The organism is Terrabacter sp. C0L_2 (assembly GCF_036352015.1).
Taxonomy (GTDB): domain Bacteria; phylum Actinomycetota; class Actinomycetes; order Actinomycetales; family Dermatophilaceae; genus Terrabacter; species Terrabacter tumescens.
In genome coordinates this window covers 1,340,646-1,367,003 of the sequence record NZ_CP143557.1, presented here as the reverse complement: position 1 = coordinate 1,367,003, position 26,358 = coordinate 1,340,646, and the positions used below count along the sequence as shown (strand labels likewise).

At 73.5% G+C, this 26,358-nt stretch carries 24 protein-coding genes and 1 riboswitch; of the genes, 11 read left to right on the top strand and 13 right to left on the bottom strand.

Annotated features, from left to right (window positions below; genetic code table 11):
- Positions 1-11: 11 nt before the first annotated feature.
- The 3 genes from U5C87_RS06385 to U5C87_RS06375 are packed head-to-tail and all read right to left on the bottom strand — an operon-like array spanning position 12 to position 2,669.
- Positions 12-509, bottom strand: coding sequence for a hypothetical protein (locus U5C87_RS06385; protein ID WP_330475783.1), 498 nt, complete (start codon positions 507-509; stop codon positions 12-14).
- A 1-nt stretch (position 510) separates the two neighbouring features.
- Positions 511-1,092: an RNA polymerase sigma factor gene (locus tag U5C87_RS06380; RefSeq protein ID WP_030202604.1), complete on the bottom strand. Its 582-nt coding sequence runs from the start codon at positions 1,090-1,092 to the stop codon at positions 511-513.
- Positions 1,089-2,669: a S8/S53 family peptidase gene (locus tag U5C87_RS06375; protein ID WP_330475782.1), complete on the bottom strand. Its 1,581-nt coding sequence runs from the start codon at positions 2,667-2,669 to the stop codon at positions 1,089-1,091. Before U5C87_RS06375 ends, U5C87_RS06380 begins: the two co-directional genes overlap by 4 nt.
- A 459-nt stretch (positions 2,670-3,128) precedes the next feature.
- Here U5C87_RS06375 and U5C87_RS06370 point away from each other — a divergent pair, with 459 nt between their 5' ends.
- The gene (locus U5C87_RS06370; protein WP_330475781.1) at positions 3,129-3,923 is read left to right on the top strand and encodes a peptidoglycan-binding domain-containing protein; all 795 of its coding nucleotides are present in this window, start codon (positions 3,129-3,131) and stop codon (positions 3,921-3,923) included.
- A 27-nt stretch (positions 3,924-3,950) separates the two neighbouring features.
- Here the strand turns inward: U5C87_RS06370 and pheA are convergent, their stop codons facing one another.
- Complete coding sequence (gene pheA / locus U5C87_RS06365) at positions 3,951-4,826, bottom strand: prephenate dehydratase (protein ID WP_443082125.1); 876 nt, start codon at positions 4,824-4,826, stop codon at positions 3,951-3,953.
- 68 nt (positions 4,827-4,894) lie between these two features.
- Positions 4,895-5,395, bottom strand: coding sequence for a DUF4446 family protein (locus U5C87_RS06360; RefSeq protein ID WP_330475779.1), 501 nt, complete (start codon positions 5,393-5,395; stop codon positions 4,895-4,897).
- Positions 5,396-5,492: 97 nt separating this feature from the next.
- Here U5C87_RS06360 and U5C87_RS06355 point away from each other — a divergent pair, with 97 nt between their 5' ends.
- A complete protein-coding gene (locus U5C87_RS06355) occupies positions 5,493-7,685 on the top strand; it encodes a hypothetical protein (RefSeq protein ID WP_330475778.1) in 2,193 nt (730 codons plus the stop codon).
- A 10-nt stretch (positions 7,686-7,695) separates the two neighbouring features.
- Positions 7,696-8,268, top strand: coding sequence for an orotate phosphoribosyltransferase (locus tag U5C87_RS06350; RefSeq protein WP_330475777.1), 573 nt, complete (start codon positions 7,696-7,698; stop codon positions 8,266-8,268).
- Between the two features lie 137 nt (positions 8,269-8,405).
- Here the strand turns inward: U5C87_RS06350 and U5C87_RS06345 are convergent, their stop codons facing one another.
- The 4 genes from U5C87_RS06345 to U5C87_RS06330 are packed head-to-tail and all read right to left on the bottom strand — an operon-like array spanning position 8,406 to position 12,032.
- The gene (locus U5C87_RS06345) at positions 8,406-9,140 is read right to left on the bottom strand and encodes a glycosyltransferase family 2 protein (protein WP_330475776.1); all 735 of its coding nucleotides are present in this window, start codon (positions 9,138-9,140) and stop codon (positions 8,406-8,408) included.
- 14 nt (positions 9,141-9,154) lie between these two features.
- Complete coding sequence (locus tag U5C87_RS06340) at positions 9,155-10,042, bottom strand: DUF5926 family protein (RefSeq protein ID WP_330475775.1); 888 nt, start codon at positions 10,040-10,042, stop codon at positions 9,155-9,157.
- 28 nt (positions 10,043-10,070) lie between these two features.
- Positions 10,071-11,576 (bottom strand): LLM class flavin-dependent oxidoreductase, encoded by a 1,506-nt coding sequence (locus U5C87_RS06335; protein WP_330475774.1) that lies wholly within the window; start codon positions 11,574-11,576, stop codon positions 10,071-10,073.
- A 21-nt stretch (positions 11,577-11,597) separates the two neighbouring features.
- Entirely contained in the window at positions 11,598-12,032 is a 435-nt protein-coding gene (locus tag U5C87_RS06330) for an ATP-binding protein (RefSeq protein WP_330475773.1), read from the bottom strand.
- 384 nt (positions 12,033-12,416) lie between these two features.
- On the opposite strand from U5C87_RS06330, the gene U5C87_RS06325 reads away from it, so the two are divergent.
- On the top strand, positions 12,417-13,136 hold the full coding sequence (locus U5C87_RS06325; RefSeq protein ID WP_330475772.1) for a PadR family transcriptional regulator: 720 nt from the start codon (positions 12,417-12,419) through the stop codon (positions 13,134-13,136).
- Between the two features lie 42 nt (positions 13,137-13,178).
- Here the strand turns inward: U5C87_RS06325 and U5C87_RS06320 are convergent, their stop codons facing one another.
- On the bottom strand, positions 13,179-13,685 hold the full coding sequence (locus U5C87_RS06320) for a nitroreductase/quinone reductase family protein (RefSeq protein ID WP_330475771.1): 507 nt from the start codon (positions 13,683-13,685) through the stop codon (positions 13,179-13,181).
- Positions 13,686-13,852: 167 nt separating this feature from the next.
- Here U5C87_RS06320 and U5C87_RS06315 point away from each other — a divergent pair, with 167 nt between their 5' ends.
- Both U5C87_RS06315 and cobF read left to right on the top strand, forming a co-directional pair.
- On the top strand, positions 13,853-15,301 hold the full coding sequence (locus U5C87_RS06315; RefSeq protein WP_443082124.1) for a cobyric acid synthase: 1,449 nt from the start codon (positions 13,853-13,855) through the stop codon (positions 15,299-15,301).
- On the top strand, positions 15,298-16,680 hold the full coding sequence (cobF, locus tag U5C87_RS06310) for a precorrin-6A synthase (deacetylating) (protein ID WP_330475769.1): 1,383 nt from the start codon (positions 15,298-15,300) through the stop codon (positions 16,678-16,680). Before U5C87_RS06315 ends, cobF begins: the two co-directional genes overlap by 4 nt.
- 242 nt (positions 16,681-16,922) lie before the next feature.
- On the opposite strand, the gene U5C87_RS06305 is transcribed toward cobF, so the two are convergent.
- On the bottom strand, positions 16,923-17,498 hold the full coding sequence (locus U5C87_RS06305; protein WP_330475768.1) for a dienelactone hydrolase family protein: 576 nt from the start codon (positions 17,496-17,498) through the stop codon (positions 16,923-16,925).
- 61 nt (positions 17,499-17,559) lie between these two features.
- On the opposite strand from U5C87_RS06305, the gene U5C87_RS06300 reads away from it, so the two are divergent.
- A complete protein-coding gene (locus U5C87_RS06300) occupies positions 17,560-18,153 on the top strand; it encodes a helix-turn-helix domain-containing protein (protein ID WP_330475767.1) in 594 nt (197 codons plus the stop codon).
- A gap of 160 nt (positions 18,154-18,313) precedes the next feature.
- Positions 18,314-18,766, top strand: coding sequence for a DUF2510 domain-containing protein (locus tag U5C87_RS06295; protein WP_330475766.1), 453 nt, complete (start codon positions 18,314-18,316; stop codon positions 18,764-18,766).
- A 6-nt stretch (positions 18,767-18,772) separates the two neighbouring features.
- Here U5C87_RS06295 and cobN read toward each other — a convergent pair whose 3' ends face one another.
- Positions 18,773-22,441 (bottom strand): cobaltochelatase subunit CobN, encoded by a 3,669-nt coding sequence (gene cobN / locus U5C87_RS06290; RefSeq protein ID WP_330475765.1) that lies wholly within the window; start codon positions 22,439-22,441, stop codon positions 18,773-18,775.
- Positions 22,442-22,481: 40 nt separating this feature from the next.
- Positions 22,482-22,615: riboswitch (cobalamin riboswitch) on the bottom strand.
- Between the two features lie 39 nt (positions 22,616-22,654).
- Between cobN and U5C87_RS06285 the strand changes: the two genes are divergently transcribed.
- Genes U5C87_RS06285 through U5C87_RS06275 form a run of 3 tightly spaced genes read left to right on the top strand, consistent with a single transcriptional unit; the run spans position 22,655 to position 25,955 of the window.
- On the top strand, positions 22,655-23,785 hold the full coding sequence (locus tag U5C87_RS06285; RefSeq protein WP_330475764.1) for a precorrin-3B synthase: 1,131 nt from the start codon (positions 22,655-22,657) through the stop codon (positions 23,783-23,785).
- The gene (locus tag U5C87_RS06280; protein WP_330475763.1) at positions 23,782-24,432 is read left to right on the top strand and encodes a precorrin-8X methylmutase; all 651 of its coding nucleotides are present in this window, start codon (positions 23,782-23,784) and stop codon (positions 24,430-24,432) included. Before U5C87_RS06285 ends, U5C87_RS06280 begins: the two co-directional genes overlap by 4 nt.
- A complete protein-coding gene (locus U5C87_RS06275) occupies positions 24,429-25,955 on the top strand; it encodes a precorrin-2 C(20)-methyltransferase (RefSeq protein ID WP_330475762.1) in 1,527 nt (508 codons plus the stop codon). Before U5C87_RS06280 ends, U5C87_RS06275 begins: the two co-directional genes overlap by 4 nt.
- Before the next feature lie 19 nt (positions 25,956-25,974).
- On the opposite strand, the gene U5C87_RS06270 is transcribed toward U5C87_RS06275, so the two are convergent.
- Positions 25,975-26,352 carry a hypothetical protein gene (locus U5C87_RS06270; RefSeq protein WP_330475761.1) on the bottom strand — a complete coding sequence of 126 codons (378 nt, stop codon included), beginning with the start codon at positions 26,350-26,352 and terminating at the stop codon, positions 25,975-25,977.
- Between the last annotated feature and the right edge of the window lie 6 nt (positions 26,353-26,358).

The following is a 26,358-nucleotide window of genomic DNA, read 5'->3' as shown; positions in this document are numbered from 1 at the left end:
TGTCGGGATCGTCAGATCTGGATCGTGGGGGTGATGACCGGTCGCGTGTCGTCGTTGCCCGGGTCGGTCACGACGAAGTGGACCGGCCCATGGGGTAGATCATCCAGAACGAAGCGGCCGTTCGCATCCGAAATCACCGAGCTGCTGCCCTCGCTCGTCACGGCCTCGACGCGGGCGCCGGGCGTGGTCACCCAGCCGTCGACGCGCACGCGGTCCTCGGTCTCGTCGGAGTCCATCGGTGCCGCGGTGACCATGAGGCTCATCGAGGCGGCGGTGAAGGTGACGGACTCGGTGGGCGTGGGCTCGACCTTGGCCTCGGCGCCGCGCGTCGTCAGCAGGGCGGAGTCCATGAGCTCGGCGACCTCGGCGTGCAGGGCGTGCACGGTGATGGCGAACTTGACCCGCTCGGCGAGGTCGCTCGGCACGGGGTCGGCGTGGGCGAACAGGTCACGCACGTGGCCCAGGTTGGCGATGTCGCGGGCATCGATGGCGTCAGTGTGAGATGTCATGTCAGACCGCCCATCCGGGATCGGTGCCGAGGGTGGTCCTCAGCTTCTGGAGGCAGCGGCCGCGGGTCGGGCCGATGCTGCCGACGGGCATGCCCAGCGACTCCGCGATGGCGGCGTAGTCGGGGCGGTCGGCGAACGCGATGACCCGGAGCAGCTCCTGGCACCGCGGGGAGAGGGTGGAGACGTGCTTCCAGAGCACGCGCTGGCGCTCGGAGAGGATCGACTGGGCCTCGGGGTCGAGCTGCTGGGCCGGAGCCTCGGGCACCTCGTCGACGCCGAACTCGCGCCGGGCGCCCCGCGCGAGGCGCCAGACCTCGCGCTTGACGACGACGACGAGCCAGCCAAGCACCGCTGCCGGCTCCTGGATCGAGTCGGCCCGGTCGACGAGCTGGAGGAAGGCCGTCTGGACGGCGTCCTCGCACATGGCCGGCGCGCCGCCCTGCGACCGCGCGGCGTTCCACAGCACGGGCGTCACGAGGTCGACAAGCTCGGAGAGCCGCTCGCGCTCACCGGCACGGTAGGCGGCGAACGCCCGTCCGGCGAGCGTCCCGAGACCGTCGGGGGCGGTGGGGGTCGGGGTCATGACCGCGTCCTTCCGGTGCAGGTGCGCAGCGCGCGGATGGCGCGGCTGCGCATGGCGCGGGCGGAGACGTCGGTCAGGTCGCCCTTCGAGATGGTGATGAGCTCGGCCGCGAGCTCGGCGGCGAAGACCGGGGTCGCGAACGAGGTGCCGCTCCAGATCCCGAAGCCGCCGGTGTAGTCGTCGGGGTCGACGGTGCAGCGCACGGTCCCGTCCTTGCTGACCTCGGCCGACGGCTGGCCCATGCCGTTGGTGAGCGGCATGGTGCTGACGACGGAGACACCGGACCGGACGGCGCTGACGACGCTGAGGTTGTTGGAGAAGAGGGCGACGGTCGTGCCGTCAGGGTTGGTCGCCCCGACGCTCGCGAGCGGAGGCACGGCCGTGGGGGTGATCCGCTTCGGTGGTGCGGCCGCGAGCGCCGCGGGCACGAACGGGGCGTCGGTGCCGTCGTTGCCGACGCCGGCGGTGACGAGGACGCCGCGCTCGGCGAGCCGGTCGAGCAGGTCGGCGACGGGGCCGGAGAGGTACTTGCTGTCCTCCGCGTAGTAGCCGAGCGAGAGCGACAGCACGTCGACGACCTCCGAGGGGTCGTTGTGCTCCTGCCCGTGCACGTGCCGGTCGAGCAGCGCCTGCAGGACGTCGAGCATGACGCTCTCGTCGACGATGCCGTCGTCGTCCATGACGGGGATCGACAGGATCGTGGCCTCGGGGCAGCCCTGGCGCACGAGCCCGGCGATGAACGTCGCGTGCCCCTGCAGCAGGCCCACCGGCTCGGCCGGGGCCGGCGCCCCCGAGATCGGTGGACCTCCCGGCGACGTCAGGAGCGGCACGAGCCGGCCGCCCTCGAGCTTCATCCGAACGATGCCCGAGTCCGCCTTGAACCACTGGTGCGGGGCGATGGCGGTGTCGGGCAGCACGACGACGGGCGGGCGGTCGAGGGAGCGGGCACGCAGCCGCGGGTCGGGCAGGGCCAGCGCCACCGGCATACGACCTCCGCGGCCCGGCACGGAGTACTCCTGCAGCGCGGTCCCCCCGACGCCGCCCCAGTAGCCACCCACGCCACCCCAGTAGCCCCCGACGCCGCCCCAGTAGCCACCCACGCCACCCCAGTAGCCGCCGACCCCGCCCCAGTAGCCGTCGGCCGGCCGGAGCACGTGCTCGAGGCTCAACTGGTCGGCGATCGGGTCGTGGTCGGCGCGCAGCCGCTGGAGCACGCTCCACGCGTCGACGGGGTCGATCGACCGCTTCGGGGTCAGCGTGATGCTCGTGCCCCAGGTGGAGCCCTCGAGGTCACGCGTCGAGCCGTCGGGCCGCGGCGTGAGCCGGTAGTCGAGGTCGTACTTCTCGAGCGAGGTGCGCAGGTCGGTGAGACCGCGCGGCTTGCCCCCGCTCGTGACGGTGCGCACGAGCAGCCGCTCCGAGAGGTAGAGCGCGGGCAGCGGCGTCCGACCGTCGGTCAGGCGCATCGCCGTGGCCGGGTCGAGGGCGCGGACGGGCGGGCGTTCGGCCCGGCGGGAACCGCCGGCCGCGCTGTCGTCGTTCGCGCCCTGGGGGGCGTCGGGACCCGACTCTGACATCGACTGCCTCCTGCTGGTGGTGGAGCGGCGGATGGTGTTGGAAAGACCCTTACACCCGACTGAGTGTGCGTACTCGGTTTCCTGATACATCGGTCGCGGTCGGACCGTCGAGAACTTCGCCGAAAAATGTTCGTCCGAGGACGTATCAGGGCGCCGGCCGCCGACTCTGGGTGGGCAGGGGGAACGGTCACCGGGCTGCTACGGGGCGCTGCGGAGGGGCAGCTGGCCCGGTGACCTCGCAGGGGTTCGGGACTACCAGGGGGCAGTCCCGTCCGTGGGGCGTCGGGCCTGGCAGCACCGGCGCCCCCTCCCCTGCCCGTCGGTGCGCGGCGCCGGCGCACAGGGACGAGCGGGCGTATGCCGTGCCGCGCGTCGCGCTCGCGCGCTCGCTCGCGTCGGCGCATACTTCACCAACGTGAGCGGTCGTCAGGGCCCGCCACGTGAGCTCAGGGGAGTCAGATGCAGGTCAGCACGCGCGTTCGCGACAGTGGCAGCCGAAGAGGTGGGTTCGTCTCTGCGGCAACGGCTCTCGTCCTGGGCCTCACCCTGACCGCCTGCACCAGCGGCGCCGCACGCACCTCCACCGAGGAGCCGTCGACCCCGTCGGTCACCGCCTCGGCGGTCAGCGCGGTCGACCCGGGCCCCACCGACCCGAAGGCGACCGACGGCCCGATCCCGACGGTGACGGCCGACCCGCTCACCCCGACCAAGCCGACGCTGACCGCTCCGGCCACGACGACGACCGCGCCGCCCACCCCGCAGGCGACGGCCGCCGACCCGGGGAGCGTCGCGGGCTCGTGCGAGCGGACGCTCCCGGCATACCCCGTCCTCCAGCCCGGCGCGAAGGGCCCGGCCGTGCGCGCCCTGCAGTGCTTCCTCAACGACGGCGACTACGGCCCGGTCGTCGTCGACGGCGTCTACGGCGCCCAGACGCGAGCGGCCGTCAAGAAGGTCGAGGCGAGCTTCGAGGGGCCGGCGCCCAAGCCGGGTCGTATCGACGCCGGCATGTGGGTGCTGCTCATCTCGCGCTCCCTCGGCGACGGCACGCTCAAGGTCGGCGCCAAGGGCCCCGACGTCGTGACGCTCCAGCGTGCGCTGCGGGCGGCGGGCGGCACCATCACGATCGACGGCAGCTTCGGCGCCCAGACGAAGAAGGTCGTCCAGCGCTTCCAGCAGGCCAACCGCGTCGGTGACGACGGCGTCGTCGGCGAGGAGACGCTCTTCCTGCTCAAGATGGGCGCGACGATCGGCTGACCCGGCACCGTCCGTGCCGGTGCGCTCTCAGGCGCGCAGGTCGTCGAGCCAGGCGCGCGCCCGGTCGAAGTCCTCGTCGGCGGTGCCGGGCCGCGCGTCAGGCCGGCCGCCGTCGGCGCGGGGGTAGGACCCGAGGAAGCGCACCTCGGCGCAGACCCGCCGCAGGCCCATCAGGGTCTCGCCGACGCGGGCATCGAGGACGTGCCCCTCGAAGTCGATGGAGAAGCAGTACGAGCCCATGGCCTCGCCGGTCGGTCGCGACTCGAGGCGGGTCATGTTGACGCCGCGGACCGCGAACTGCTCGAGCAGCTCGAGCAGGCCGCCCGCGTGGTCGTCGCGCTGGAAGAGCACGACGGTCGTCTTGTCGGCGCCGGTCGGCTCGGGGAGCGTGCCGGGACGGGCGACGAGGACGAAGCGCGTGACCGCCGAGGCGTTGTCGCCGATGTCCTCGGCGAGCACCTCGAGCCCCTCGTTGCGCGCGGCGACGGGCGCGCACACTCCGGCGTCGAACATCACGTCACCCGGCTGGGCCAGCGCGGCTGCGCTCGCGGCCGTAGACAGCGTCGGGACGTAGGCCGCGTCGGGGAGGTTGCGGCCCATCCAGCCGCGGACCTGGGCCCACGCGTGCGAGTGGGTGCCGACCGTGCGGACGTCGGCCAACGGCATACCCGGCCTCGCGCAGAGCACGAAGGTGATCGGCACGAGCACCTCGCCGATGACGACGAGCGGCTCGCCCGTCGCCAGCGAGTCGAGCGTCGCGGAGACCCCGCCCTCGACGGAGTTCTCGATGGGCACCATGGCCGCGTCGATGTCGCCGGCGCGCAGGGCCGACAGCGCGGCGTCGACCGACCCGAAGGGCACTTGCTCCCGGCCCTCGGCCGCGTCCCACGCGTCGAGGGCCATCTGGGTGAAGGTGCCGCGCGGACCGAGGTAGCCGAAGCGGTGCAGCTGGTCCGGGGTGCGGGGTGGGGTCACGACGCGTCCTTCGTGCGGTCGGGCAGGCCGGTGGCCGAGGCGAGCGCCTGCTGCTCCTCGGGGGTCAGGGTGATGCTCGACCGGCCGCCGACGATGCCCTTGGCGTAGGTGCGGGACTCCCCGCGGGCGTGGATCGAGCTGAGCACGATGCCGTCGCCGAGGTCGTCGACGATGGCGGCGGAGAAGGAGAGCCGGCCGCCCATGTCGCCGAACGCGTCGTAGCGCACGACCGCGACGTTGCGCAGGCTCTGGCGCACGTCCTCCTCGGCGCTCTCGACGTGCTCGCGCAGCCTCGTCAGCTCGGCCGTCAGCCGGTCGATGCGGTGGTTCTGGGTGGCGGCGACGCGGGCGATGTCGGTCTGGCCGTCGTCGTCGAGCGCCGCGAAGTCGCGCCGCACACCCGCGAGACGCAGCTGGGCGCCGACGGCGAGGACGAGGGCGAGCAGCGCGACGACGACGGCCGCGATGGCCAGGGTCGTCAGCGTCGAGGCGTCCACGATCGGCAAGGGTAGCCGTGCGGGTGCCGCCCAGCCCTTCGATTCCAGCCCGTGACCGCGGCGCCCACGGACAGCCCCGGTTTGTAGTCTGTCCCCCGTGATCCGCCGCCACCCCGTCAAGACGCTCGTCGTCCTGCTCCTGGTGATGGTGGCCGCGCTCACGCTCGCCTACGTGGGGCGCACCACCGTCCCCGTCCCGCCCACGACGCAGCCCCAGCCGGGTGAGTCTCTCGTCGTCGTCGGGCTCGGCGGCCTCTCCTGGGACGACGTCTCCGCCGAGGACACCCCCATCCTGTGGGGGCTGCTCCGCGACGGGTCGGCCGCCTCGGTGTCGGTCAAGAGCCTGCGCCTGACCACCTGCCCCACCGACGGCTGGGCCACGGTCTCGGCGGGCGAGGCGGCCGGTCCGGACACGGCCGAGTCCCGCCCCCAGTGCTCGCCCCTGCCGTCGATCGCGGGGAGCGCAGCGACCGGCTTCCGGGTCATCGGCTTCGACGCGCTGGCGACGGCGTCCCGCGACGCCGAGTTCCGGGCGCAGCTCGGCCTGCTCGGCGACAGCTTCACGGCGGGCAAGACGTGCATCCAGGCCATCGGGCCGGGCGCCGGCCTCGCGGCCGCCACCTCCGACGGCAAGGTCGCGAAGTACTCCCCCTTCCAGGCGACGACGCTCGTCTCCGACCTCGCGCAGTGCCCGGTGAGCATCGTCGACGTCGGTGGCATCGACGCGACCGACCCGAACCCGACCCGCCACCTGGAGAAGATCAACGGCATCGAGCGGCGCATCGAGCTCGTCATGGACGCGATGCCCAACGGCGCCGACCTCGTCGTCGCGGGCCTGGCCGACCGCGACCAGCAGGAGCGGCTGCGGCTGCTGACGGCGAGCGGGCCGCACTACGGGCCGGGTCTGCTCGCCTCGGCGTCGACGCGCCTGACCGGGGTCGCGCAGCTGTCCGACATCACCGCGACGATCCTCCAGCGCGGCGGCGTCGAGCCGACGTCGGCCATCGGCGGGCGGGCCCTGAGCGTCGTCCCGTCGGCCAACAACAGCGAGTCCACGGCCGCGAGCAAGCTGACCGTGCTCACCGACATCGACACCAAGGCCGACGCGATGCACCGCATCGTCGCGCCCTTCCTGCTCATCTGGCTCGTCGGCACAGCCCTGGCGATGCTCGTGCTGTGGGTCGTCATCCGGCGCGCGCGCCCGTGGAACCGCCGCTTCACCCGGGCCCGCGTGCTGCGCCTGGTCCGCCTCATCGGGCTCGTCTCGGCCGCGATGCCGGCCGCGACGTTCCTCGCCAACCTCGTGCCGTGGTGGCGGTGGTCGACCAACACGATCGTGCTCGTGGCGATGCTGATGGTCCTCGTGCTCGTCATCAGCGTCGCGCTCACCCTCGCCAGCCTCAAGGGCCCGTGGAGCAGCTCGGCGCTCGGCCCGCTGTCGGCGATGTCGGCCATCGCCGCGGGCGTCATCGGCATCGACCTGCTCACCGGGTCGCACCTGCAGATCTCGTCGATCTTCGGCCTCCAGCCGCTCGTCGGCGGCCGCTTCTACGGCATGGGCAACGTCGCCTTCGCGTTGTATGCCGCCGCCGTCCTGCTGCTCTGCGCCGCCCTCGCGCACGCGCTCGTCAGGCGGGACGCACCGCGCCTCGCGGTCTTCGCCGTCGTCGTCGTGGGCGGCGTCGCCCTGGCCGTCGACGTGCTGCCGGCGTGGGGCGCGGACTTCGGGGGTCCCATCGCCCTCGTGCCCGCCCTCGGCTTCCTCCTCATGGGCGTCATGGGCTGGCGCACGTCCGTGCGCAACGTGTCCATCGTGCTGCTCGTCGCCGGCATCGTCGTCGGGCTCGTCTGCTACCTCGACTGGCGCCGGCCCGAGTCCGAGCGCTCTCACCCGGGCCGGTTCCTCCAGACCGTCATCGACGGCGGCGCGTGGGACGTCATGTCGCGCAAGCTGTGGGCCAACGTCTCCCTCGCGGTCCACCTGCCGGTGCTGCTCGTCATCGTCGTCGTGCTCATGGTCCTCGCGGTCATGGTCGTGCTGCGCCCCGGCATCTTCGGCACCGAGCCGCTCCGCCGCCTGCTCGACGAGGCCCCGCTCATGCGGCGCGGCCTGCTCTCGATCATCGTCATGGCCGTCATCGGTTTCCTCACCAACGACTCTGGCGCCGCGATCCCGCCGGTCGCGGCGATCTTCACCGTGCCGCTCGTCGTGTCCGCCGTCATGCACTTCCTGGCCATCGAGGCGCGCAAGGCCCCGGTCCGCCGCCGCCGCGACCGCCACCACATCTGAGGAGCGACCCATGGAGCAGCCCGACGTGCTCGCCGAGCTGGCGCGGGACATGGACCGGGTCTGCCGTCTCGAGGGCGAGTTCGTCGTCCGCTCGGGGGCCGTGGTGACGGAGTACTTCGACAAGTACCTCTTCGAGTCCGACCCGCTGCTGCTGCGCCGCGTCGCCGCGGCCATGGTGCCCCTGGTGCCCGCCGACACCGAGCTGCTCGGCGGTCTGGAGCTGGGCGGCGTCCCGATCGCGACGATGATGAGCAGCCTGACCGGCCTGCCCGCGCTCTTCGTGCGCAAGGCACCCAAGGCATACGGCACGCGCCGCCTCGCCGAGGGAGCCGACGTCGACGGCCGCCGCATCACGCTCGTCGAGGACATCGTCACGACGGGCGGAGCCGCGCGGGACGCGACCGTCGCGCTGCGCGAGCAGGGGGCCACCGTCGAGGTCGTCGTGTGCACCATCGACCGCAGCGAGCCTGGCGCCAACCGGCTCCACGAGCTAGGGCTCGAGACCCGCTCCGTCCTGACCCGCGCCGACCTCGACGCCGCCCGAGCCGCCGCCACAGCCGCCAGGACCTCCGACCAGCCCTGACCCCGTCGAGTGCCCACGAGCCCACCGCCGCACCCGTCGAGAACTGAGCACTCGACCATCAAGTGCCCACGAACCCACGGCCCCGCCGGTCGAGTGCCCACGAACCCACGGGGCCCGGCCGTCGGGTCAGCCCGGGGTCAGTCGGCGCCGAGGCGCCGACGCAGCCGGCGCACCCCGAGCGCGAGGGCGACGTCGCGGTACTGGGCGGCACGGTGCACCTGCGAGCGCCAGTCGGTGCCGGTGACCCGGTGCTGCAGGTCGCAGGGCACCTCGCGGATCGTCAGGCCGGCGTCCAGCACGTCGACCGTCATGCCGACCTCGACGCCCCACCCTCGCGCGAAGGGGGTCGCCGCCTCGATGGCGGCCGGTGACAGGCAGCGCATGCCCGAGAGCGGCTGCTGCGGCGACCAGCCGGTCAGCTCCTCGATGCCGCGGCGGGCGAGGCCGACGACGAGGCCGTGACCACCGGCGCTGCCCTGCTGCCGGGGCAGGGTCGCGATGGTGAGGTCGGCCTCGCGGCGCGCGACCGGGCCGACGAGGGCGCCGACGGCCTGGGCCGACGCCTCGAGGTCGGCGTCGACGAAGAGCACCGACGTGCTGTCGTCGAGCCGCCCGACGCGGCGCAGGCCGTTGACCCGCCCCAGCCCGCTCATCATCGCGTCGGCCTTGCCGTGGTTGCGGGCGTGGCGCACCACCTCGGCGCCCTCGCGGGCGGCGATGGCGGCGGTGCCGTCGGTCGACCCGTCGTCGACGACGACGACCGCGGAGACGCCCGGGATGGTGCGCACCCCGCGGATCGTCTCGGCGATGCGGGCCGACTCGTCCTTGGCCGGGATGACGACGGCGACGGACATCGGCGGGGTCGTCGTCATCGTCGCCCGTCCTCTCAGCGCAGGGTGACCTGGCGGTTGGTCAGGCCGGCCTTGGCGCCGCGCTCGGCCGCGGTGAGCGGCTCGGTGGAAGCGGCGGCCGCGTCGATCTTCGTCTTCATGGCGGCGACGGCGTCCTCGAAGTCGGCGGCCTCGGAGGCGGGGTCGACCTCCCACACCGGGATGAGCAGGCCGCTCGAGCGGAAGCAGCCGAGCAGGCGGCCGTCCTCGCCGAGGTGGCTCTCGCCGGCGGCGTGCAGGCGCGCCAGGGCGTTGGTGGCCTCGTCCTCGGCGAAGGGCAGCACCCAGCGCACGTACGTGCGCTCGCCGATGCGGCACCAGAAGGCGGACGGCGCGGCGTCGAGCTTGACGGTCGGGATGGCCGACTCGTTGGCGCGGTCGAGCGACTCCTTGCCGTCGGCGTCGAGGTCGGCGTCGGCGACCCAGAAGTCGAAGCCCTCGTGCAGCTGCATCTCGAAGGGCGCGTCGGTGTCGAGGATGTCCTGCAGGCGCGCGGTGTCGGCCATCGAGACGGGCAGCGTCGCGACCGGCGAGCCGGGCTCGGCGACCGACGCGAGCGCGATGGCCTGGGCGATGTCGCGGCTCGTGTCGCCGCTGCCGTTGCCGGACTGGATGCCGACGACGACCTCGCCGCCCTCGCGGTGCAGGCCGGGCCACGCGAGCGGGAGCACCGTCGCGATCGTCACCTCGTCGGGCGCACCCTCGGGCGCCTTGCCCTTGGCGAAGCGCACCGTCGCGGTCGCGGCCGGGACGATCTCGCGCATGGCGACCCAGTCGGTCTCGTTGGGCAGGCCCTCGAAGGGGCGCGCCACGAAGGGGGCCGGAAGCGGACGTGCGGAACGGTCAGCGCGCTCGCCGCGCGGTCGACGTGATGCCTTACCCATGCGCGCCACCCTAGTGGCCGGGGCAGGCTCAGCCGAACGCGGTCGCGAGCGGGGCGAGGGCCAGCACGTCGTCGGGGCCTTCAAGCCCGACGGGGGCGACGAAGGCGGTCGTGACGCCCTGCCGGATGAGGCCCGCGAGCCGGTCGGCGTGCTCGCTCGGCGTGCCGGCGTGGTGCCGTGCGGCGAAGGTGGCTGCGGCGACGCGTCCGCGGTGCCGCTCGACGCGGGACCAGACGTCGTCGCGGTCGCGGCCGACGAGGGGCAGGTCGAGCACCGTCGCGTGGACCGTGGCCCGGTCGCGCCCCGCCTCCTCGACGAGCTCGAGGTAGCGGGCGACCTTGGCCAGCCCGGCGTCGTCGGACGGCACGTTGCACCCGTCGCCGAGCCGGGCGGCGATGCGCAGCGTGCGGTCGCCGCCGCCACCGACGACGATCGGGAGCTCGCCGACCGGGCGGGGGTAGCAGGTCGTCTCGGGCAGCGAGACCAACCGTCCGGCATACGGCTTCGTGCCGGGCGCCCAGAGCGCCTTCATCGTCTCGATCCCCCGCTCGAGCGCGTCGAGTCGCTCTCTCGCAGAAGGGAACCCGAGGCCGTATGCCGTGTGCTCGCGTTCCCACCAGCCCGCACCGACCCCGACGAACGCCCTTCCACCCGTCAGCGCCGAGAGGGTCGCCGCAGCCTTGGCCGTGACTCCCGGGGCCCGGAACGTCACCGGTGTCACGAGGGTGCCGAGCTGCAGCCGCGTCGTCGACGCCGCGAGCGCCCCGAGCGTGACCCACGGCTCGGGGATCGGGTCCCACGCGCGGCCGACCTGCGGGATCTGCACGAGGTGGTCCATCAGGGCGATGCCGGCGAGCCCCGCCTCCTCGGCGGCGGCCGCCATGTCGCGCACCCACCTGAGCAGGTCGCCCTCGGCAGGGAAGTGCGAGAGCTGGAGCACGACGCCGCGCAGGCCCGCGCCCTTGGCCGGCGACGTCGTGGCCCTCGCGGTGGCCTCGTCCTCGTCCGCGGCGGCCGGCACGTCGTCCGGCACGTCGTCCGGCACGTCGTCCGGCACGTCGTCCGGCACGTCGTCCGGGGCGACCCGGACGACGTGCCACCCCTCCCCCTCGAGCAGGTCGACCGTCGACGCGACTGCGGCGAGCTGGCTCGTGAGGACGCGGGCAGGGACCGGGCGGTCCCGGGCCGAGTTGCGCGAACGGCATACGCCAGCAGGGGTGTCGAGGACGACGACGACGGCCGGCAGTCCGGCGGCACGGGCGGCGGCCAGCCAGCCCCGGCGACGTGCCACGTCGGTGCCGAGCGTGTCGACGACGGTGGTCAGGCGACGGCCCAGGCGGGCGGCGACGACCTGCTCGAGGAGCGCGAAGGCGTCGGTGGAGGCGTCGAGGTCGTGCTCGCCGCTGCCGACGACCTCGCGCAGAGCGTCGGACGAGACGATCTCGGCGTTGCGGTAGCGCGACGCGGCCCACGTCGACTTGCCCGAGCCGGAGGCGCCGACGAGGACGACGAGCGCCGGGTCCGGGAGGCGCACCGCGGCGTCAGACCGATCGGCTCAGTGCGAGCGGCGGCGGGACGGGCCGCCGAGCGAGGCCCACACGGTGCGGCCGTTGGGGTCGTCGATGACGCCCCACTCGTGGGCGAGGGAACGGACGATGCGCAGGCCACGGCCACCCGGCGCCCAGGTCGTCGGCGGGGCCGGACGTGGCGCGGTCGGGCCTCCTCCGTCGGACACCTCGACCTCGACGACGTTGTTCTTGACCTTCCAGTGGATCCGGATGGCGCCGTCGGACAGGGGGCGGGCGTGGCGGATCGCGTTGGCGACGAGCTCGCTCACCACGATCTCGGCCTCGTCGATCACCTGGGGCGTGACCGCCCTGGACAGGAGGTCCTCGACGAGCTCCTTGCGGATGCGCGGTGCGGCTGACGGGGCCCACTGGATGCGGACCGTGCGCTTCTCGCCCAGCGGTGCAGCCGGGACGTTGCTCATGGATCTCCTCGCGATTGCGTCGGCTCGTCTGGCATCCACACCGGCGTGGGACGCCGAGCCGCTCCCCTGTGTGCTCGCCACGTCAAGTCCTCCTCACGGGCGATTCGCCTGCCCCCGTCGTCGAACGCTAACGAAACCTGCGCCGTACCTCAACGGGGTGTGAGTTTTTACCGGCCCGCTGACCTGCGAATTCTTCGGTCTTCGACGTTCTAGCCGAATCGCTAGACGGTGACAGACGACGCCATCGTGACGATCTGCGGTGGGTGACCTGTCCACCCGGGCCGCGCTTACCCACTTTTCCGTCCCTTGCACAGCGAACAGTCGCGATATATCGTCGACCTATCGCGACTGTTCGTGAGCCGCGTTCGTAGAAGGAGAACCACCATGCACGGACACCACCATCACCACACCCGACGTGAGTCCGGCTGGGACGGCAGCTGGGGCGGCGGCTGGGGAGGTCAGGGCAACGGCCCCGGCTTCGGACCCGGCCGAGGCCCCTGGGGCGGTCCCGGAGGACCCGGCCCCGGCGGCCGCGGCCGCCCCGGTCCGCCCCCGTGGGTCACCGACCTCGTCCGCCACTTCGGCGGCCCCGGCTTCGGCCCCGACTTCGGCGGCCCGCGCCGCGGGCCCCGCGCGCGTCGCGGCGACGTCCGCGCCGCCATCCTCGATGTCCTCGCGGGCGACGAGATGAACGGCTACCAGCTCATCCAGCAGATCTCCGAGCGCACCGGCGGCGCGTGGAAGCCGAGCCCCGGTTCGGTCTACCCCACCGTCCAGCAGCTCGAGGACGAAGGCCTCGTCGAGGGCCGCGACGTCGACGGACGGCGCCTGCTGCGCCTGACCGATGCGGGTCGCGCCTACGTCGAGGAGAACGCCGAGGAGATGGCTGCCACCTGGCGGCCCTTCGAGGAGCAGGCCGAGGAGGAGGCGCCCCGGCCCTCCGGCGGCGCGAACGACCTCATGCCGCTCGTCGGCCAGGTCATGGGCGGCATGTGGCAGGTCGTCACGACCGGCACCTCGCAGCAGCGCGCCGAGGCGGCTGAGATCCTCACGGAGACCCGACGCAAGCTCTACCGGCTGCTCGCCGACGGCGACCCGGAGTAGGAGCCGACGTCAGCAGCCGGCACCACCTGCACCCCGGGCGCGTCAGTCGCGCTCGGGGTGCAGCACGAAGTAGCCGAGGTCGCGGCCGCCGGCGCGCTCCTCGTAGGCCGTGTAGCCGCGGTAGTACTCCAGCGCCGCCTCGCGCACCCGCTCCTTGTCGGGGCCCTGCACCTGCTCGGCCCGGACCCGGTGCACGACGCCGTCGACCTCGAGGGAGGCCCGCGGGTGGGCGCGGAGGTTGAAGTACCACGCCGGCGGTCGCTCGGAGCCGTAGTGCGAGGCGATGACGCCCCACCCGTCCTCGAGCGGGGCGAGCATGAGCGGCACGGTGCGCGGCTGCCCCGACCGGGCGCCGGTCGTCGTCAGCATCCCGACCGGGACGGCGGCGAGCCACTGGCTCGGCAGGGTGCGACCTGGTGCGAGCCGATGCCCGAGCCCGTCGAGCCGGTGCAGCACGCGCTTGGACACCCAGGCCCCGGGGCGCGATGCGACCAGCCTGCGCAGCGATCGCTGGACCGGGTTGGCCTCGTCGACAGGGCGCAGCTGCATGCCTGCAGCGTAGGACCGACCCGGGCGCGGCGGGGCTCGTCCGGCAGGATGGCCCGGTGCCCTCGTCCGCGCCCTCCGACCGCCCCGGCCGCCCCGGCCGCACCGACCGCCCCGGCCCGTCCGGCCTCCTCGTCGCCGGCACCTCGTCCGATGCGGGCAAGTCCGTCATCGTCGCGGGCCTGTGCCGCGCCCTCGCGCGCCGCGGGGTGAAGGTGGCGCCGTTCAAGGCGCAGAACATGTCGAACAACTCGATGGTCTGCCTCGACGGCGGTGAGATCGGCCGCGCGCAGTACCTCCAGGCGCAGGCCGCCCGCCTCGAGCCGACGACGGCGATGAACCCCATTCTGCTCAAGCCCGGCACCGACCGGCGGTCGTTCGTCGTCGTGCGCGGCGAGCCGGCCGGGACGCTCGAGGCGGGGCAGTATGCCGTGGGGCGCGCCCACCTGGCCGACGCGGCCTTCGCGGCCTACCGGGAGCTCGCGGACGAGTACGAGCTCGTCGTCTGCGAGGGTGCCGGCTCACCGGCGGAGATCAACCTGCGCACGGGTGACTACGTCAACATGGGGCTGGCTCGCGAGTTCGGGCTGCCGGTGGTCGTCGTCGGCGACATCGACCGCGGGGGCATCCTCGCCTCGCTCTACGGCACGTGGGCCCTGCTCGGCGAGGAGGACCGGGCCCTGCTGAAGTCCTTCGTCATCAACAAGTTCCGTGGCGACGCCTCGGTGCTCGAGCCCGGGCTCGACGAGATCACCGACCGCACCGGCGTGCCCTTCCACGGGGTCATCCCGTGGCTGCTCGACGTCTGGCTCGACAGCGAGGACACCCTCGAGGTCGGTCACTGGCGCGCCTCGACCGCGCTGTCCGCGACGTCCCGCGACCGGCTCAAGGTGGCCGTCATCCGGCTGCCTCGCATCTCCAACGCGACCGACGTCGACGCCCTTGCCGCCGAGCCGGGTGTCGACGTCCTCGTCACGGTCGACGCGGCGGTCGCCGAGTCCGCCGACCTGCTCGTGCTGCCCGGATCGCGTTCGACGGCAAGTGATCTCGCGTGGTTGCGCGAGCGGGGGCTGGCCGATGTCGTCGCCGCGCGCGTGGCTGCCGGCCGTCCAGTCCTGGGAGTCTGTGGGGGCTACCAGATGCTCGGTCACGAGATCGAGGACGACGTCGAGGGGCAGGTCGGCGTCGTGCCGGGGCTCGGGCACCTGCCCGTGCGCACCGAGTTCGGCCGGGCCAAGGTGCTCGCGCGCCCGGTCGGGACGTGGGACGGGCACGCGGTCGACACGGCCTACGAGATCCACCACGGCATCGCCCGACCCCTCGGTCCCGGTGATGACGAGAGCGCGGATCCGACTGCGGCGCAAGGCTTCCTGGACGGCTGGAGCGTCGGCTCGGTCTGGGGGACGATGTGGCACGGCGCGTTCGAGAGCGACGGCTTCCGTCGCGCCTGGCTCGCGCAGGTCGCCCGGGCGGCGGGGTCCCACTGGCAGCCCCACGCCGACGCCCCGGGATTTGCGGAGCGGCGCGAGCGCATGCTCGACACCCTCGCCGACGCCCTCGAGGAGCACGTCGACATCGACGCCCTCCTCGCGCTGACCCGGGTCGGAGCCCCGACGTGATCGACCGGATCCGCATCATCGGCATCGGGATGGGTGACCCGCTGCAGGTCACCGGCGAGGCCGCCCGCGCGCTCGGCACGGTCGACGTCTTCCTCGTCGCCGACAAGGGCGACGCGAAGTCCGACCTCGTCGCGGCGCGCCAGGCCGTCTGCGAGGCCCTCATCCCCGCCGACCACGCCTACCGGGTCGTCGAGGTCCCCGACCCGAGGCGCGGGCCCGACGCGGAACGCGACGACACGGCATACGGCCGCGGGGTGCGGGACTGGCACGCGGCGCGCGTGGACGCCTACGCCGACGTCATCGAGTCCCTCGGCGACGGGGAGACGACGGTCGGCTTCCTCGTGTGGGGCGACCCGGCCTTCTACGACTCGACGATCCGGGTCGTCGACGCCCTCGTGCAGCGTTGGGCCGCAGAGGGACTCGACGTCGACCACGACGTCATCGCCGGCATCAGCGCACCGCAGCTGCTCGCGGCCCGCCACCGCATCCCGCTCAACCGCATCGGTGCCCCGATCCACATCACGACCGGACGGCGCCTCGTCGACGAGTACGACCCGGCCCTCGGCGACGTCGTCGTCATGCTCGACGGGCAGCTCGCCTGCGCGGAGCTCGCCGACGCCTTCCCCGACGTCGAGCTCTACTGGGGTGCCTATCTCGGCACGCCCGACGAGCTGCTCGTGCAGGGCCGGCTCGCCGACGTCGTCGACGAGGTGCGCCGGCTGCGTGCGGAGGCCCGCGAGCGCCACGGGTGGGTGATGGACACCTACCTGCTGCGGCCCCCGGTCGGAGCTGCGGAGAGCTCGGGCCCGAGCGGCTTCCCGGACACCGAGCCGCTGGGCGACGGTGTCGTCACGGTGCGGCCGGTCACCGCCGCCGACTGGGAGGTCGTGCGCGACGAGCACAACAACGAGGAGTCGCTGCGCTGGGACTTCGTCGGCCGGCCGCACACCGACGAGCGGGCCAGACGGCTCGCGGCCCAGGCGCGGCGCGAGTGGCGGCTCGGCCGGGCCGCGCGGTTCGTCATCGTCGACGCGGCCACAGGCCAGGGGGCCGGCGTCATCAACGTCATGCGGATGGGGCCGCCCGGCCTCGGACTCATCGGCTACGGCGTGCTGCCCGCCTTCCGGGGACGCGGCTTCACGACGCGGGCGCTGCGGCTGGTGTCCCGGTGGGCGTTCGACGAGGCCGGCATCGACCGGCTCGAGCTCGGGCACAAGGCGGACAACGTCGCCTCGGGCCGGGCGGCCGCCAAGGCCGGCTTCACGCCCGAGGGTCGGCTGCGTCAGCGCCTGCCCAACCCGGACGGCACCCGCTCCGACGAGATCTACTACGCCTTCGTGCGGGGCGATGCCCAGGACCGGACGCCTCCCACGGGCTAGGGTCCCGGCATGGACGATCGGGGCCACAGCTTCGCCGACGGCGCGAGCCCGGTCGGCGTCGTCGTGCCCGACGACCGGCCGAGGCGTCTGGAGCTGCCGCGGCTGAGGCGCCCGGCGCGGTGGTCGCTGGGGCTCGGCGCGGCGTCCGTGGTCCCACCCTCTGGTGCACGACCGTCGTGCGGCGCACCCGGGGTGCGGAGGTCGTGGCCCACGAGACGGGCGTCGACGGGTAGACCCTCCCGCTACACCCGGGCGAGGAAGTCGAGGACGCGCCGCTGCACCAGGGCGGCGGCGTCCGCGTCGTGGGCCGGCGCGCTGGCATCGGCGAAGAGGTGCCCGCAGCCGGGATAGAGGAACAGCTCGCCGTCGCCGGCGGCTCCGACGACGGCGCGCGCCGCGTCGACGTCGCCCTCGTCCATGAAGAACTCGTCAGCCTCGCCCCCGTGCACCTGCACGGGCACGCCGGCCGGCCAGTCGGGCGCGAACTCCCCCAGCGGGATCGCCGAGTCGAGCAGGACGGCGCCACGCGCACCCGCTCTGGTCTGCGCCAGACGCTGGGCGGGCATGACGCCCAGGGAGAACCCGGCATACACCAGGTCGTCGGGAAGGCCCTCGGCAGCGGCGACACCCTGCTCGAGCAGCGCGCCGAAACCGATGGAGCGCGCGTTGGCCATGCCCTCGTCGAGGGTCGCGAAGCTCTTGCCCGTGTAGAGGTCCGGCGCGTGGACGGTGTGGCCCGCGGAGCGCAGGGCGTCGGCGAAGGCGAGGAACCCGTCGGTCTGGCCCAGCGCGTGGTGGAAGAGGAGGACGTCGGCCATGCTTGCTCCTGTGCTCGAGGTTTCCCGCGGCTTTGATCCAACAATCTAGACTGATCCAACAATGTCGATCAATAGCCAGCAGCTCCCCGACTACGACCTCCCCGACGCGGTCGAGCTGACGACCCCTGCCCAGCTGCGGGCGATCGCCGACCCGCTCCGCGCGTCGCTGCTCGACCTCGTGCTCGAGCGCGCGGCCACCGTGGCCGAGCTGGCCGCGGCCGTCGGTCGCCCCAGGAGCACGGTCGCCCACCACGTGGGCGTGCTCGTCGACGCCGGCATGCTCCGCGTCGTGCGGACGCGCCGGGTGCGCGCCATCGAGGAGCGCTACTACGGCCGCACCGGCCGCACGATCACCATCGCCATCGCCCGCCACCCCGGCGACCCGACGGTCCCCGTCTGCGTCAACAGCCTCTCGGTGGCCGCCGCCGAGTCGGTCCCGGCGCACGAGGAGGACACGCTCTACTCGACGCTGCGCCACGTCCGGATCCCGCGCGAGCAGGCGTCGGAGTTCTGGCGGCGCGTCGAGGGTCTGGTCCGCGAGTTCACGGCCCTCCCCCGGTCGGGCGACACCGTCTACGGCCTGGCCGTCGGGCTCTACCCCACCGACCAGCCCGTCCTCCCCGAGCCGACGGACACCGGGGACGAGCCCGCCTGATCGGGCCGCTGATGGGGCGTCTGATCGCGCAGGAGCTGCTGCTGGGCGACACCGGGCGCGCGATCTCGCGCCGGATCTGGGCGCGGAACGACGCAAAACACCGAGACCGGTCTGCTTCGCGGCATACCCTCGTGCCCTGTCACGCAACGAGGAGTCGGGCATGGATGACGCACCTTCGGCGCCCCCGGGCTGGTACCCGGCGGGCGAGGGCGAACGCTACTGGGACGGTCGCGCCTGGACCCCGCACGTGCGCCCGCCCATGGCCCCGCCCGTCGCGGCGCGAGACACGCACGGGCTCCCCCACCAGGTGTCCGGTGCGTCGTGGCCGCCGCCGGGCGGTGGACCGCCGCCGGTGAACGCCCCCGTCTACATCACCCAGGTCGCCCCCAAGAGTCCCGCCCTGTCCGTGCTCGCGTCGTTCTTCCTGCCCGGCCTCGGCAGCATGATCAACGGCGACGTCGCCAAGGGCATCGGGATCCTCGTGGGCTACTTCATCAGCTGGGTGCTCGTCCTCGTCGGGATCGTCGGCGTCTTCGGCTTCTGGGTGTGGGGGATGGTCGATGCCGCCGAGGGCGCGAGGCGCTGGAACGCGCGCCACGGCATCATCAGCTAGCTCCGGTCAGTCCTCGAGGTCGCCCTCGACGTCGAGGTAGACCTGCTGGAGGTCGGCGAGCAGCTGCGGGTCCGGCTCGGCCCAGAGGCCGCGGTCGACGGCCTCGTGCAGCCGCTCGACCATGCCGTGCAGCGCCCAGGGGTTGGCGTGCTGGAGGAAGTCGCGGTTCTCCTTGTCGAGCACGTACGTCTGTGCGAGCTGCTCGTACATCCAGTCGGTGACGACGCCGGCCGTCGCGTCGAACCCGAAGAGGTAGTCGACGGTGGCGGCCAGCTCGAAGGCGCCCTTGTAGCCGTGCCGGCGCATCGCCGCGATCCACCGGGGGTTGACGACGCGGGCGCGGAAGACGCGGGCCGTCTCCTCGGTGAGGCTGCGGGTGCGCACGGCGTCGGGTGTCGTCGAGTCGCCGACGTACGCCTTGGGCTCGCGCCCGGTCAGCGCACGGACCGTCGCGACCATGCCGCCGTGGTACTGGAAGTAGTCGTCGCTGTCGGCGATGTCGTGCTCGCGGGTGTCGATGTTCTTGGCTGCGACGTCCATGCGCGCGTAGGTGCGCTCCATGTCGGCCCGAGCAGGTATGCCGTCCAGCTCGCGCCCGTAGGCGAAGCCGCCCCACGTGGCGTAGACCTCCGCGAGGTCGGCGTCGGAGCGCCAGGTGCCCGACTCGATGAGCGGGAGGATGCCGGCGCCGTAGGAGCCGGGCTTGCTGCCGAAGATGCGGGTCGTCGCGCGGCGGGCGTCGCCGTGGTCGGCGAGGTCGCCGGCGACGTGGGCGCGCAGGTAGTTCTCGTCGGGTGACTCGTCGAGGTCGGCGACGAGCTGGACGGCGTCGTCGAGCATCGCGATGACGTGGGGGAAGGCGTCGCGGAAGAAGCCGGAGATGCGGACCGTGACGTCGATACGAGGGTGGCCGAGCTCGGCGAGCGGCACGACGTCGAGCCCGACGACGCGGCGCGACATCTCGTCCCAGCGAGGCCGGACGCCGAGCAGCGCCAGCACCTCGGCGATGTCGTCGCCCGACGTGCGCATCGCCGACGTGCCCCAGACCGACAGGCCCACCGAGCGCGGCCACTCGCCGGTGTCGGCGCGGTGCCGGGCGAGCAGGTCGTCGGCGAGCCGCTGTCCGGTCTCCCAGGCGAGCCGGCTCGGGATCGCCTTGGGGTCGACGGAGTAGAAGTTGCGGCCGGTGGGCAGCACGTTGACGAGGCCGCGCAGGGGCGAGCCGGACGGACCGGCCGGCACGTAGCCCCCGTCGAGGGCGTGCAGCACCGCGTCGATCTCGCCTGTCGTCGCCCGCAGCCGCGGGACGACCTCGCGACACGCGAAGGCCAGCGAACGGCATACGCCCTCGGTGTCGACCTGCGGGAGGTCACTCAGCTGGTCGGCGACGATCCCGGAGACGGCGCTCTCCTGCCAGCCGGCCTCGGCGAGGGCCGCGACGAGCGCGACGGCCTGCTCCTCGGCGTCGTCGACGGACGAGCGCTCGGACTGCCCCTCACTCAGCCCGAGCGCCGTCCGGAGTCCAGGCACCGCGCCGACGGCGCCGGCGAAGACCTGGTTGGCCCGCAGGATCGCGAGCACGAGGTTGGCGAGGCCCTCCCCCTCGGGGGCCTCGCCGAGGACGTGGAGGCCGTCGCGGATCTGGACGTCCTTGACCTCGCAGAGCCAGCCGTCGACGTGCATGACGAACTCGTCGAAGGCGTCGTCGTCGGGACGCTCGTCGAGCCCGAGGTCGTGGTGCATCTGCGCGGCCTGGATGAGCGTCCAGATCTCCGCGCGCAGGGCCGGCGCCTTGGCCGGGTCCATGACCGAGACGTTGCCGTACTCGTCGAGCAGCTGCTCGAGGCGCGCGATGTCGCCGTAGGACTCGGCGCGCGCCATCGGCGGCACGAGGTGGTCGACGATCGTCGCGTGGGCGCGGCGCTTGGCCTGGCTGCCCTCGCCGGGGTCGTTGACGAGGAACGGGTAGACGAGCGGGATGGAGCCGATCGTCGCGTCGGGTCCGCACGCTGCGGAGAGTGCGAGGTTCTTGCCCGGGAGCCACTCGAGGTTGCCGTGCTTGCCCATGTGGACGATCGCGTGGGCGCCGAACTCCGCCTCGAGCCAGTCGTAGACGGCGAGGTAGTGGTGGGTCGGCGGGAGGTCGGGGTCGTGGTAGATCGCGATGGGGTTCTCGCCGAAGCCGCGCGGCGGCTGCACGAGGATGACGACGTTGCCGGCGCGCAGGCTCGCGGCGACGAGCTCGCCCTCGGCGTCCGTGTGCCGGTCGACGAAGACCTCGCCCGGCGCCTCGCCCCAGTGCTTCGTGACGGCGTCGCGCAGCGCGGCAGGCAGCGCGGCGAAGTGCTCGCGGTAGCGGGCGGCGGGGATCCGCACCGGCTGGCCGGTCAGCTGCTCCTGCGTCAGCCAGTCCTCGTCCTGGCCGCCGGCCTCGATGAGCGCGTGGATCAGGGCGTTGCCGGCCGTGGTGTCGGCGGTCTCGCCGTCGACGGGCTCGAGCGGCCCGGTGCCGGGGATGTCGCCCGGGGCGCCGAGGTCGTAGCCGGCGTCGCGCATGGCGCGGAGCAGCCGGACGATCGAGACCGGGGTGTCGAGGCCCACGGCGTTGCCGATGCGCGAGTGCTTCGAGGGGTACGCCGACAGCACGATCGCGATGCGACGCTCACGGGTCGGGGTGTGCCGGAGGCGGGCGTGGTTCACGGCGAGCGTCGCCAGTCGCGCGCAGCGCTCAGGGTCGGGGACATAGTGCGGCAGTCCGTCGCCGTCGATCTCCTTGAAGGAGAACGCGCCCCCGATGATCCGACCGTCGAACTCGGGCACCGCGACCTGCGTCGCGACGTCGAGCGGGCTCATCCCGTCGTCGCTCGCGGCCCACTGCTCGCGGCTCCACGTCAGGCACAGCCCCTGGATGATCGGCACGTCGAGGGCCGCGAGGGCCTGCACGTCCCAGGCCTCGTCGTCCTCGCCGGCACTCGCAGTGCCGGGCTTCGTGCCGCCGGCGGCGAGCACGGTCGTGACGAGGACGTCGTATGCCGTGAGGTGCTCGAGCAGGTCGGCCGGCGCCTCGCGCAGCGACGACACGTGCACCGGCACGCCGATGCCACCGGCGACGTCGACCGCGTCGGCGAGCGCGTGGACGTAGGCGGTGTTCTCTGCCGCGAACTGGGCGCGGTAGAAGAGGATCCCGACGCGCGGGCGGGGAGTGTCGCCCGCGGCGTCGGAAATCTGGGTGGCCGCGGGCTCGGGGCGGTCGAGCACGCCCCAGGCCGGCAGCGGGGCCGGCGGCTCGAAGCCCTCGCCGGTCATGAGCAGCGTGTCGCCGAGGAAGGCGTGCAGCTCGCGCAGGTTCGCGGCCCCGCCCTCGGCGAGGTAGCGGTGGGCCTCGGCGACGACACCGGGCGCGACGGTCGAGAGGTCCATGAGCGAGGCGTTCGGGGTCTGCTCCCCGCCGAGCACCACCATCGGCTTGCCGGCGCCCCGGATCCGGCGGAAGCCGTCGCAGAGGTCCTGGGGGCCGCCGAGGATGCGGGCCACGACGATGTCGGCAGCCTCGATCGCCTCGGCCATCGAGGTGTGGCCGGGTCGCGACGGGTTGGCGAGCAGGTAGTCGGCACCGCTGCCGCGGGCACACAGCAGGTCGGTGTCAGACGTCGAGAGCAGCGCGATGCGCGTCACTGGAACTCCTCGGCGGGGTATCCGCGCCCCGCGGTCGAAAGGAAACGAAGCGCTGCCGGCAGTTCCTGACTCACCGCCTCCCTCACGGGTGGCGGCTCACAGTGGCGGGACCGTCCCGGATTCTCACCGGGTTCCTGGGTCGACGACGCTGGGCCCACCATAGCCCGAGACGGGCGCCTTGACGACGCGAGGTCCGGGCCTATCCTGTGCCGCGTGACCGCCCCGACGAGCCGACCGCGCCCGGCAGCCGACGCCTGCCCGGGTGTCGCTCGACCGTTCTCGGCGGCTGACGGCTCCATCGTGAGGCTGCGTCCGGCGGCCCGACCGGTGCCAGTGACGGCCCTGCGGTCACTTATCGATCTCGTTGCAGGAGAGGCAGATCCGGCGATCCAGCTGACGTCGCGCGCCGCGCTGCAGCTGCGTGGTCTGCCTGACCCGCTGCCGCCTGTGACCGTCGCCGCGATCCGGGCCACGGGGCTCGTCCCGTCGGACACCCACGAGCTCGTCCGCAACGTCGTCGCGTCCCCGCTCTCGGGCCTCGACGGTGTCGGTCGGTGCGACGTGCGGCCCCTCGTGACCGACCTCGACCACGCCGTGTGCTCCGATCCCCGGCTGTCGGGCCTGGGCGGACGCTTCCTCTTCATCGTCGACGACGGACGTGGCGACGTCAGCGGCATGACCGCCGACCTCGCCTTCGTCGCCACCGGGCCGGACCGCGGCGTCGTCCTCGCCGGCGGCAGCGGCCACGGCTGGGACGTGTCGCTCGACGAGACGGTGGACCTGATCGTCCGCCTGGCGCGCGAGTTCGTCGACCGCGCCGGCGGCGACGAGTCGGTCTGGCACGTCGACGATCTCGCCGACCCGCTCGGTCCCGAGCGCACCGCCGTGGCGACACGCAGCCCCGCTTCCCCGCCCCCGTTGGGAGCGGTCGGTGAGCACGCGGTGGTCGGCGTGCCACTGGGGCTGCTCCGGCCCGACCACGTCGACGCCCTCGCCCGCGCGACCGATGCCGTACGCGTGACGCCGTGGCGCTCGCTCGTCGTCGAGCGGGGCGCAGCCCTCCTCCCCGAGCTCGAGACGGCGGGCTTCGCGACGCACAGCGGGTCGCCGTGGCACCGGCTGCACGCCTGCACCGGCCTGCCCGGCTGCTCGCGCTCGACCCTCGACACCCGAGCGCTCGCTCGTGAGCTCGCCCCCGTGCTGCCCGCGGGGCGCCTTCCCGTCCACATCAGCGGGTGCGAGCGCCGGTGCGGGACGCCCGCGACGGCCTACGTCGACCTGCTCGCGCCGCCCTCGCTCGAGGCAGCCCTGACCACGATCCACGCCATCCCGGAGCCCAGATGAGCACGCCACCGACCCGGCGCTACGACTACGAGACGGACGGGGCGGAGATCTACCGCAGGTCGTTCGCGACGATCCGCGCCGAGGCCCGCCTCGACCACCTCGCCGAGGACGCTCGCGTCGTCGCCGTGCGCATGGTGCACGCGAGCGGCGACGTCGACCTGACCGAGCACATCGCCGTGCACCCCGGCCTCGTGGCCGCGGCCCGCTCCGCCCTGCGGTCCGGCGCACCTGTCTTCACGGACGCCCACATGATCGCCTCGGGCATCACCCGCGCCCGCCTGCCGCGCGACAACGAGGTCATCTGCACGTTGCGCGACGAGCGGGTGCCCGCCCTCGCAAAGGCTTGGGGCACGACGCGATCCGCGGCAGCGGTGTCGCTGTGGGGCGATCGCGTCGAGGGCGCCGTCGTCGCGATCGGCAACGCCCCCACCGCCCTGTTCCACCTGCTCGAGTCGATCGCCGACGGCGGCCCACGGCCTGCTGCGATCGTCGGCATCCCGGTCGGCTTCATCGGGTCGGCCGAGTCCAAGGTCGCTCTCGCCGAGAACCCTTTCGACGTCCCGTGGCTCGTCGTCCACGGCCGCCGTGGCGGCTCCGCGCTGGCGGCCTCGGCCGTCAACGCCCTGGCCCGCGAGGAGGAGCTGTGACCGGCTGGCTGCGTGGGGTCGGTGTCGGCCCCGGCGATCCCGAGCTCGTCACCGTCAAGGCGGCCCGGCTCATCGGACAGGCCGACGTCGTCGCCTTCCACAGCGGCCCGCGAGGCGACTCGATCGCACGGCGCATCGCGGCGTCGTACTTCGCCGAAGGCGTCGTCGAGGAGCTGCTCGCCTACCCCGTCACGACCGGCACGACGGACCACCCGCTCGGCTACCACGGGCTCATGGCCGACTTCTACGACGCGTCCGCGGATCGCCTTGCAGCGCACCTGGACTCGGGCCGCAACGTCGTCGTGCTGGCCGAGGGCGACCCCCTCTTCTACGGCACGTACATGTATCTCCACGACCGTCTCGCGGACCGCTACGACGCGGCCGTCGTCCCCGGGGTCACGTCGGTGAGCGGGTCGGCGGCCGCCGTCGCGACGGGGCTGTGCCGACACGAGGACGTGCTCACGATCCTGCCCGGCACGCTGCCGGTGCCCGAGCTCGCCCGCCGCCTCGCCGACACGGAGGCTGCGGTCGTCATGAAGCTCGGCCGGACCTTCGAGAACGTGCGGGAGGCGCTGCGCCAGGCCGGCCGGCTCGACGAGGCCCGCTACGTCGAGCGGGCCAGCTCGGACACGGAGCGCGTGCTGCCGGTCGCAGAGGTCGATGCGTCGACCGTGCCCTACATGTCGATGGTCGTCGTGCCGGGCAAGGACCTGCGCGCCGACGCTGCCGGCCGCGCGCGGCCTGCGACCACGGAATCGCCCGCCACCCAGCAGGACCCATGGCGTATGCCGTCCGGCGAGGTCGTCGTCATCGGCCTGGGACCGGGTCCCGACCGTTGGCTGACGCCCGAGGCGTCGGCCGCCCTCACCGAGGTGTCGCACGTCGTCGGCTACGCGCCCTACGTCGCCCGGGTGCCGCAGAGGGAGGGGCTGACCCGGCACGCCTCCGGCAACACCGTCGAGGTGGACCGGGCCCGCGTCGCGCTCGAGCTGGCCCGCAAGGGCGAGAGCGTCGCCGTCGTGTCCGGCGGGGACGCCGGGGTCTTCGGCATGGCGTCGGCGGTGTTCGAGGCAGCCGAGACCCACGGCTACGCCGGCGTGCCGGTGCGCGTGCTCCCGGGGCTGACGGCAGCCCAGGCGGTCGCCGCCCGTGCGGGTGCGCCGCTCGGCGGCGACTTTGCCGTCATCTCGCTCTCGGACCGGCTCAAGCCGTGGGCCGTCATCGAGCGGCGGCTCCGCGCGGCCGCCGCAGCCGACCTCGTCGTGGCGCTCTACAACCCGGCCTCACGCTCGCGCACCGAGCAGATCGCCCGCGCCCGGGAGGTCTTCCTCGAGGAGCGCGACCCCGAAACGATCGTCGTCGTCGGCCGTGACGTCGGCCGGGCCGAGGAGTCGTTGACGGTGACGACCCTGGCCGGCCTCGACCCCGCCACGATCGACATGCTGTGCCTCGTCATGGTCTGTGCCTCCGGCACCCGCGTCACCGACGCCGGCCAGGTGTGGACGCCACGCTTCGTGCCGTGACGGTCTCACCGGCTGACGGTCACGGCCCCCCGTAGGCGATCTGGATGAAGAAGAGGACGAAGAGGGCGACCACGACCAGCACGCTGCCCACGAGCACCGCGACGAGGTAGCCGCGCGCGAGCGGCCGCGCCCGAGGCCGGCCGAGCGCGACGAGCGCGACCACGACCCCGACGAGCAGCGTCGCGAGGGGCACCTCCCTGCCGATCCGCACGAAGAGACTCAGACCCACCACCCAGACGAGATGGGCGACACCGACGAGCCTCCCCGTCCGGGACGCCCGCCGACGGTCCGCCGCGGAGAGGGGCCGCGTCGACGTCTGCCTCGCGCCCGCCGGCGCTGTCGGCCAGCGGTAGCCGTCATGCGCCGGCGGCAGGGCCGGCTCGTCGCTGCTGCTCATCGACGC

Excerpts from the sequence above, each read along its gene's own strand:
- U5C87_RS06385 (WP_330475783.1), bottom strand. The coding sequence starts at position 509 with ATGACATCTCACACTGACGCCATCGATGCCCGCGACATCGCCAACCTG.
- U5C87_RS06380 (WP_030202604.1), bottom strand. The coding sequence starts at position 1,092 with ATGACCCCGACCCCCACCGCCCCCGACGGTCTCGGGACGCTCGCCGGA.
- U5C87_RS06375 (WP_330475782.1), bottom strand. The coding sequence starts at position 2,669 with ATGTCAGAGTCGGGTCCCGACGCCCCCCAGGGCGCGAACGACGACAGC.
- U5C87_RS06370 (WP_330475781.1), top strand. The coding sequence starts at position 3,129 with ATGCAGGTCAGCACGCGCGTTCGCGACAGTGGCAGCCGAAGAGGTGGG.
- pheA (WP_443082125.1), bottom strand. The coding sequence starts at position 4,826 with ATGGCCCTCGACGCGTGGGACGCGGCCGAGGGCCGGGAGCAAGTGCCC.
- U5C87_RS06350 (WP_330475777.1), top strand. The coding sequence starts at position 7,696 with ATGGAGCAGCCCGACGTGCTCGCCGAGCTGGCGCGGGACATGGACCGG.
- U5C87_RS06345 (WP_330475776.1), bottom strand. The coding sequence starts at position 9,140 with ATGACGACGACCCCGCCGATGTCCGTCGCCGTCGTCATCCCGGCCAAG.
- U5C87_RS06340 (WP_330475775.1), bottom strand. The coding sequence starts at position 10,042 with ATGGGTAAGGCATCACGTCGACCGCGCGGCGAGCGCGCTGACCGTTCC.
- U5C87_RS06330 (WP_330475773.1), bottom strand. The coding sequence starts at position 12,032 with ATGAGCAACGTCCCGGCTGCACCGCTGGGCGAGAAGCGCACGGTCCGC.
- U5C87_RS06325 (WP_330475772.1), top strand. The coding sequence starts at position 12,417 with ATGCACGGACACCACCATCACCACACCCGACGTGAGTCCGGCTGGGAC.
- U5C87_RS06320 (WP_330475771.1), bottom strand. The coding sequence starts at position 13,685 with ATGCAGCTGCGCCCTGTCGACGAGGCCAACCCGGTCCAGCGATCGCTG.
- U5C87_RS06305 (WP_330475768.1), bottom strand. The coding sequence starts at position 17,498 with ATGGCCGACGTCCTCCTCTTCCACCACGCGCTGGGCCAGACCGACGGG.
- U5C87_RS06300 (WP_330475767.1), top strand. The coding sequence starts at position 17,560 with ATGTCGATCAATAGCCAGCAGCTCCCCGACTACGACCTCCCCGACGCG.
- U5C87_RS06295 (WP_330475766.1), top strand. The coding sequence starts at position 18,314 with ATGGATGACGCACCTTCGGCGCCCCCGGGCTGGTACCCGGCGGGCGAG.
- U5C87_RS06280 (WP_330475763.1), top strand. The coding sequence starts at position 23,782 with ATGAGCACGCCACCGACCCGGCGCTACGACTACGAGACGGACGGGGCG.
- U5C87_RS06270 (WP_330475761.1), bottom strand. The coding sequence starts at position 26,352 with ATGAGCAGCAGCGACGAGCCGGCCCTGCCGCCGGCGCATGACGGCTAC.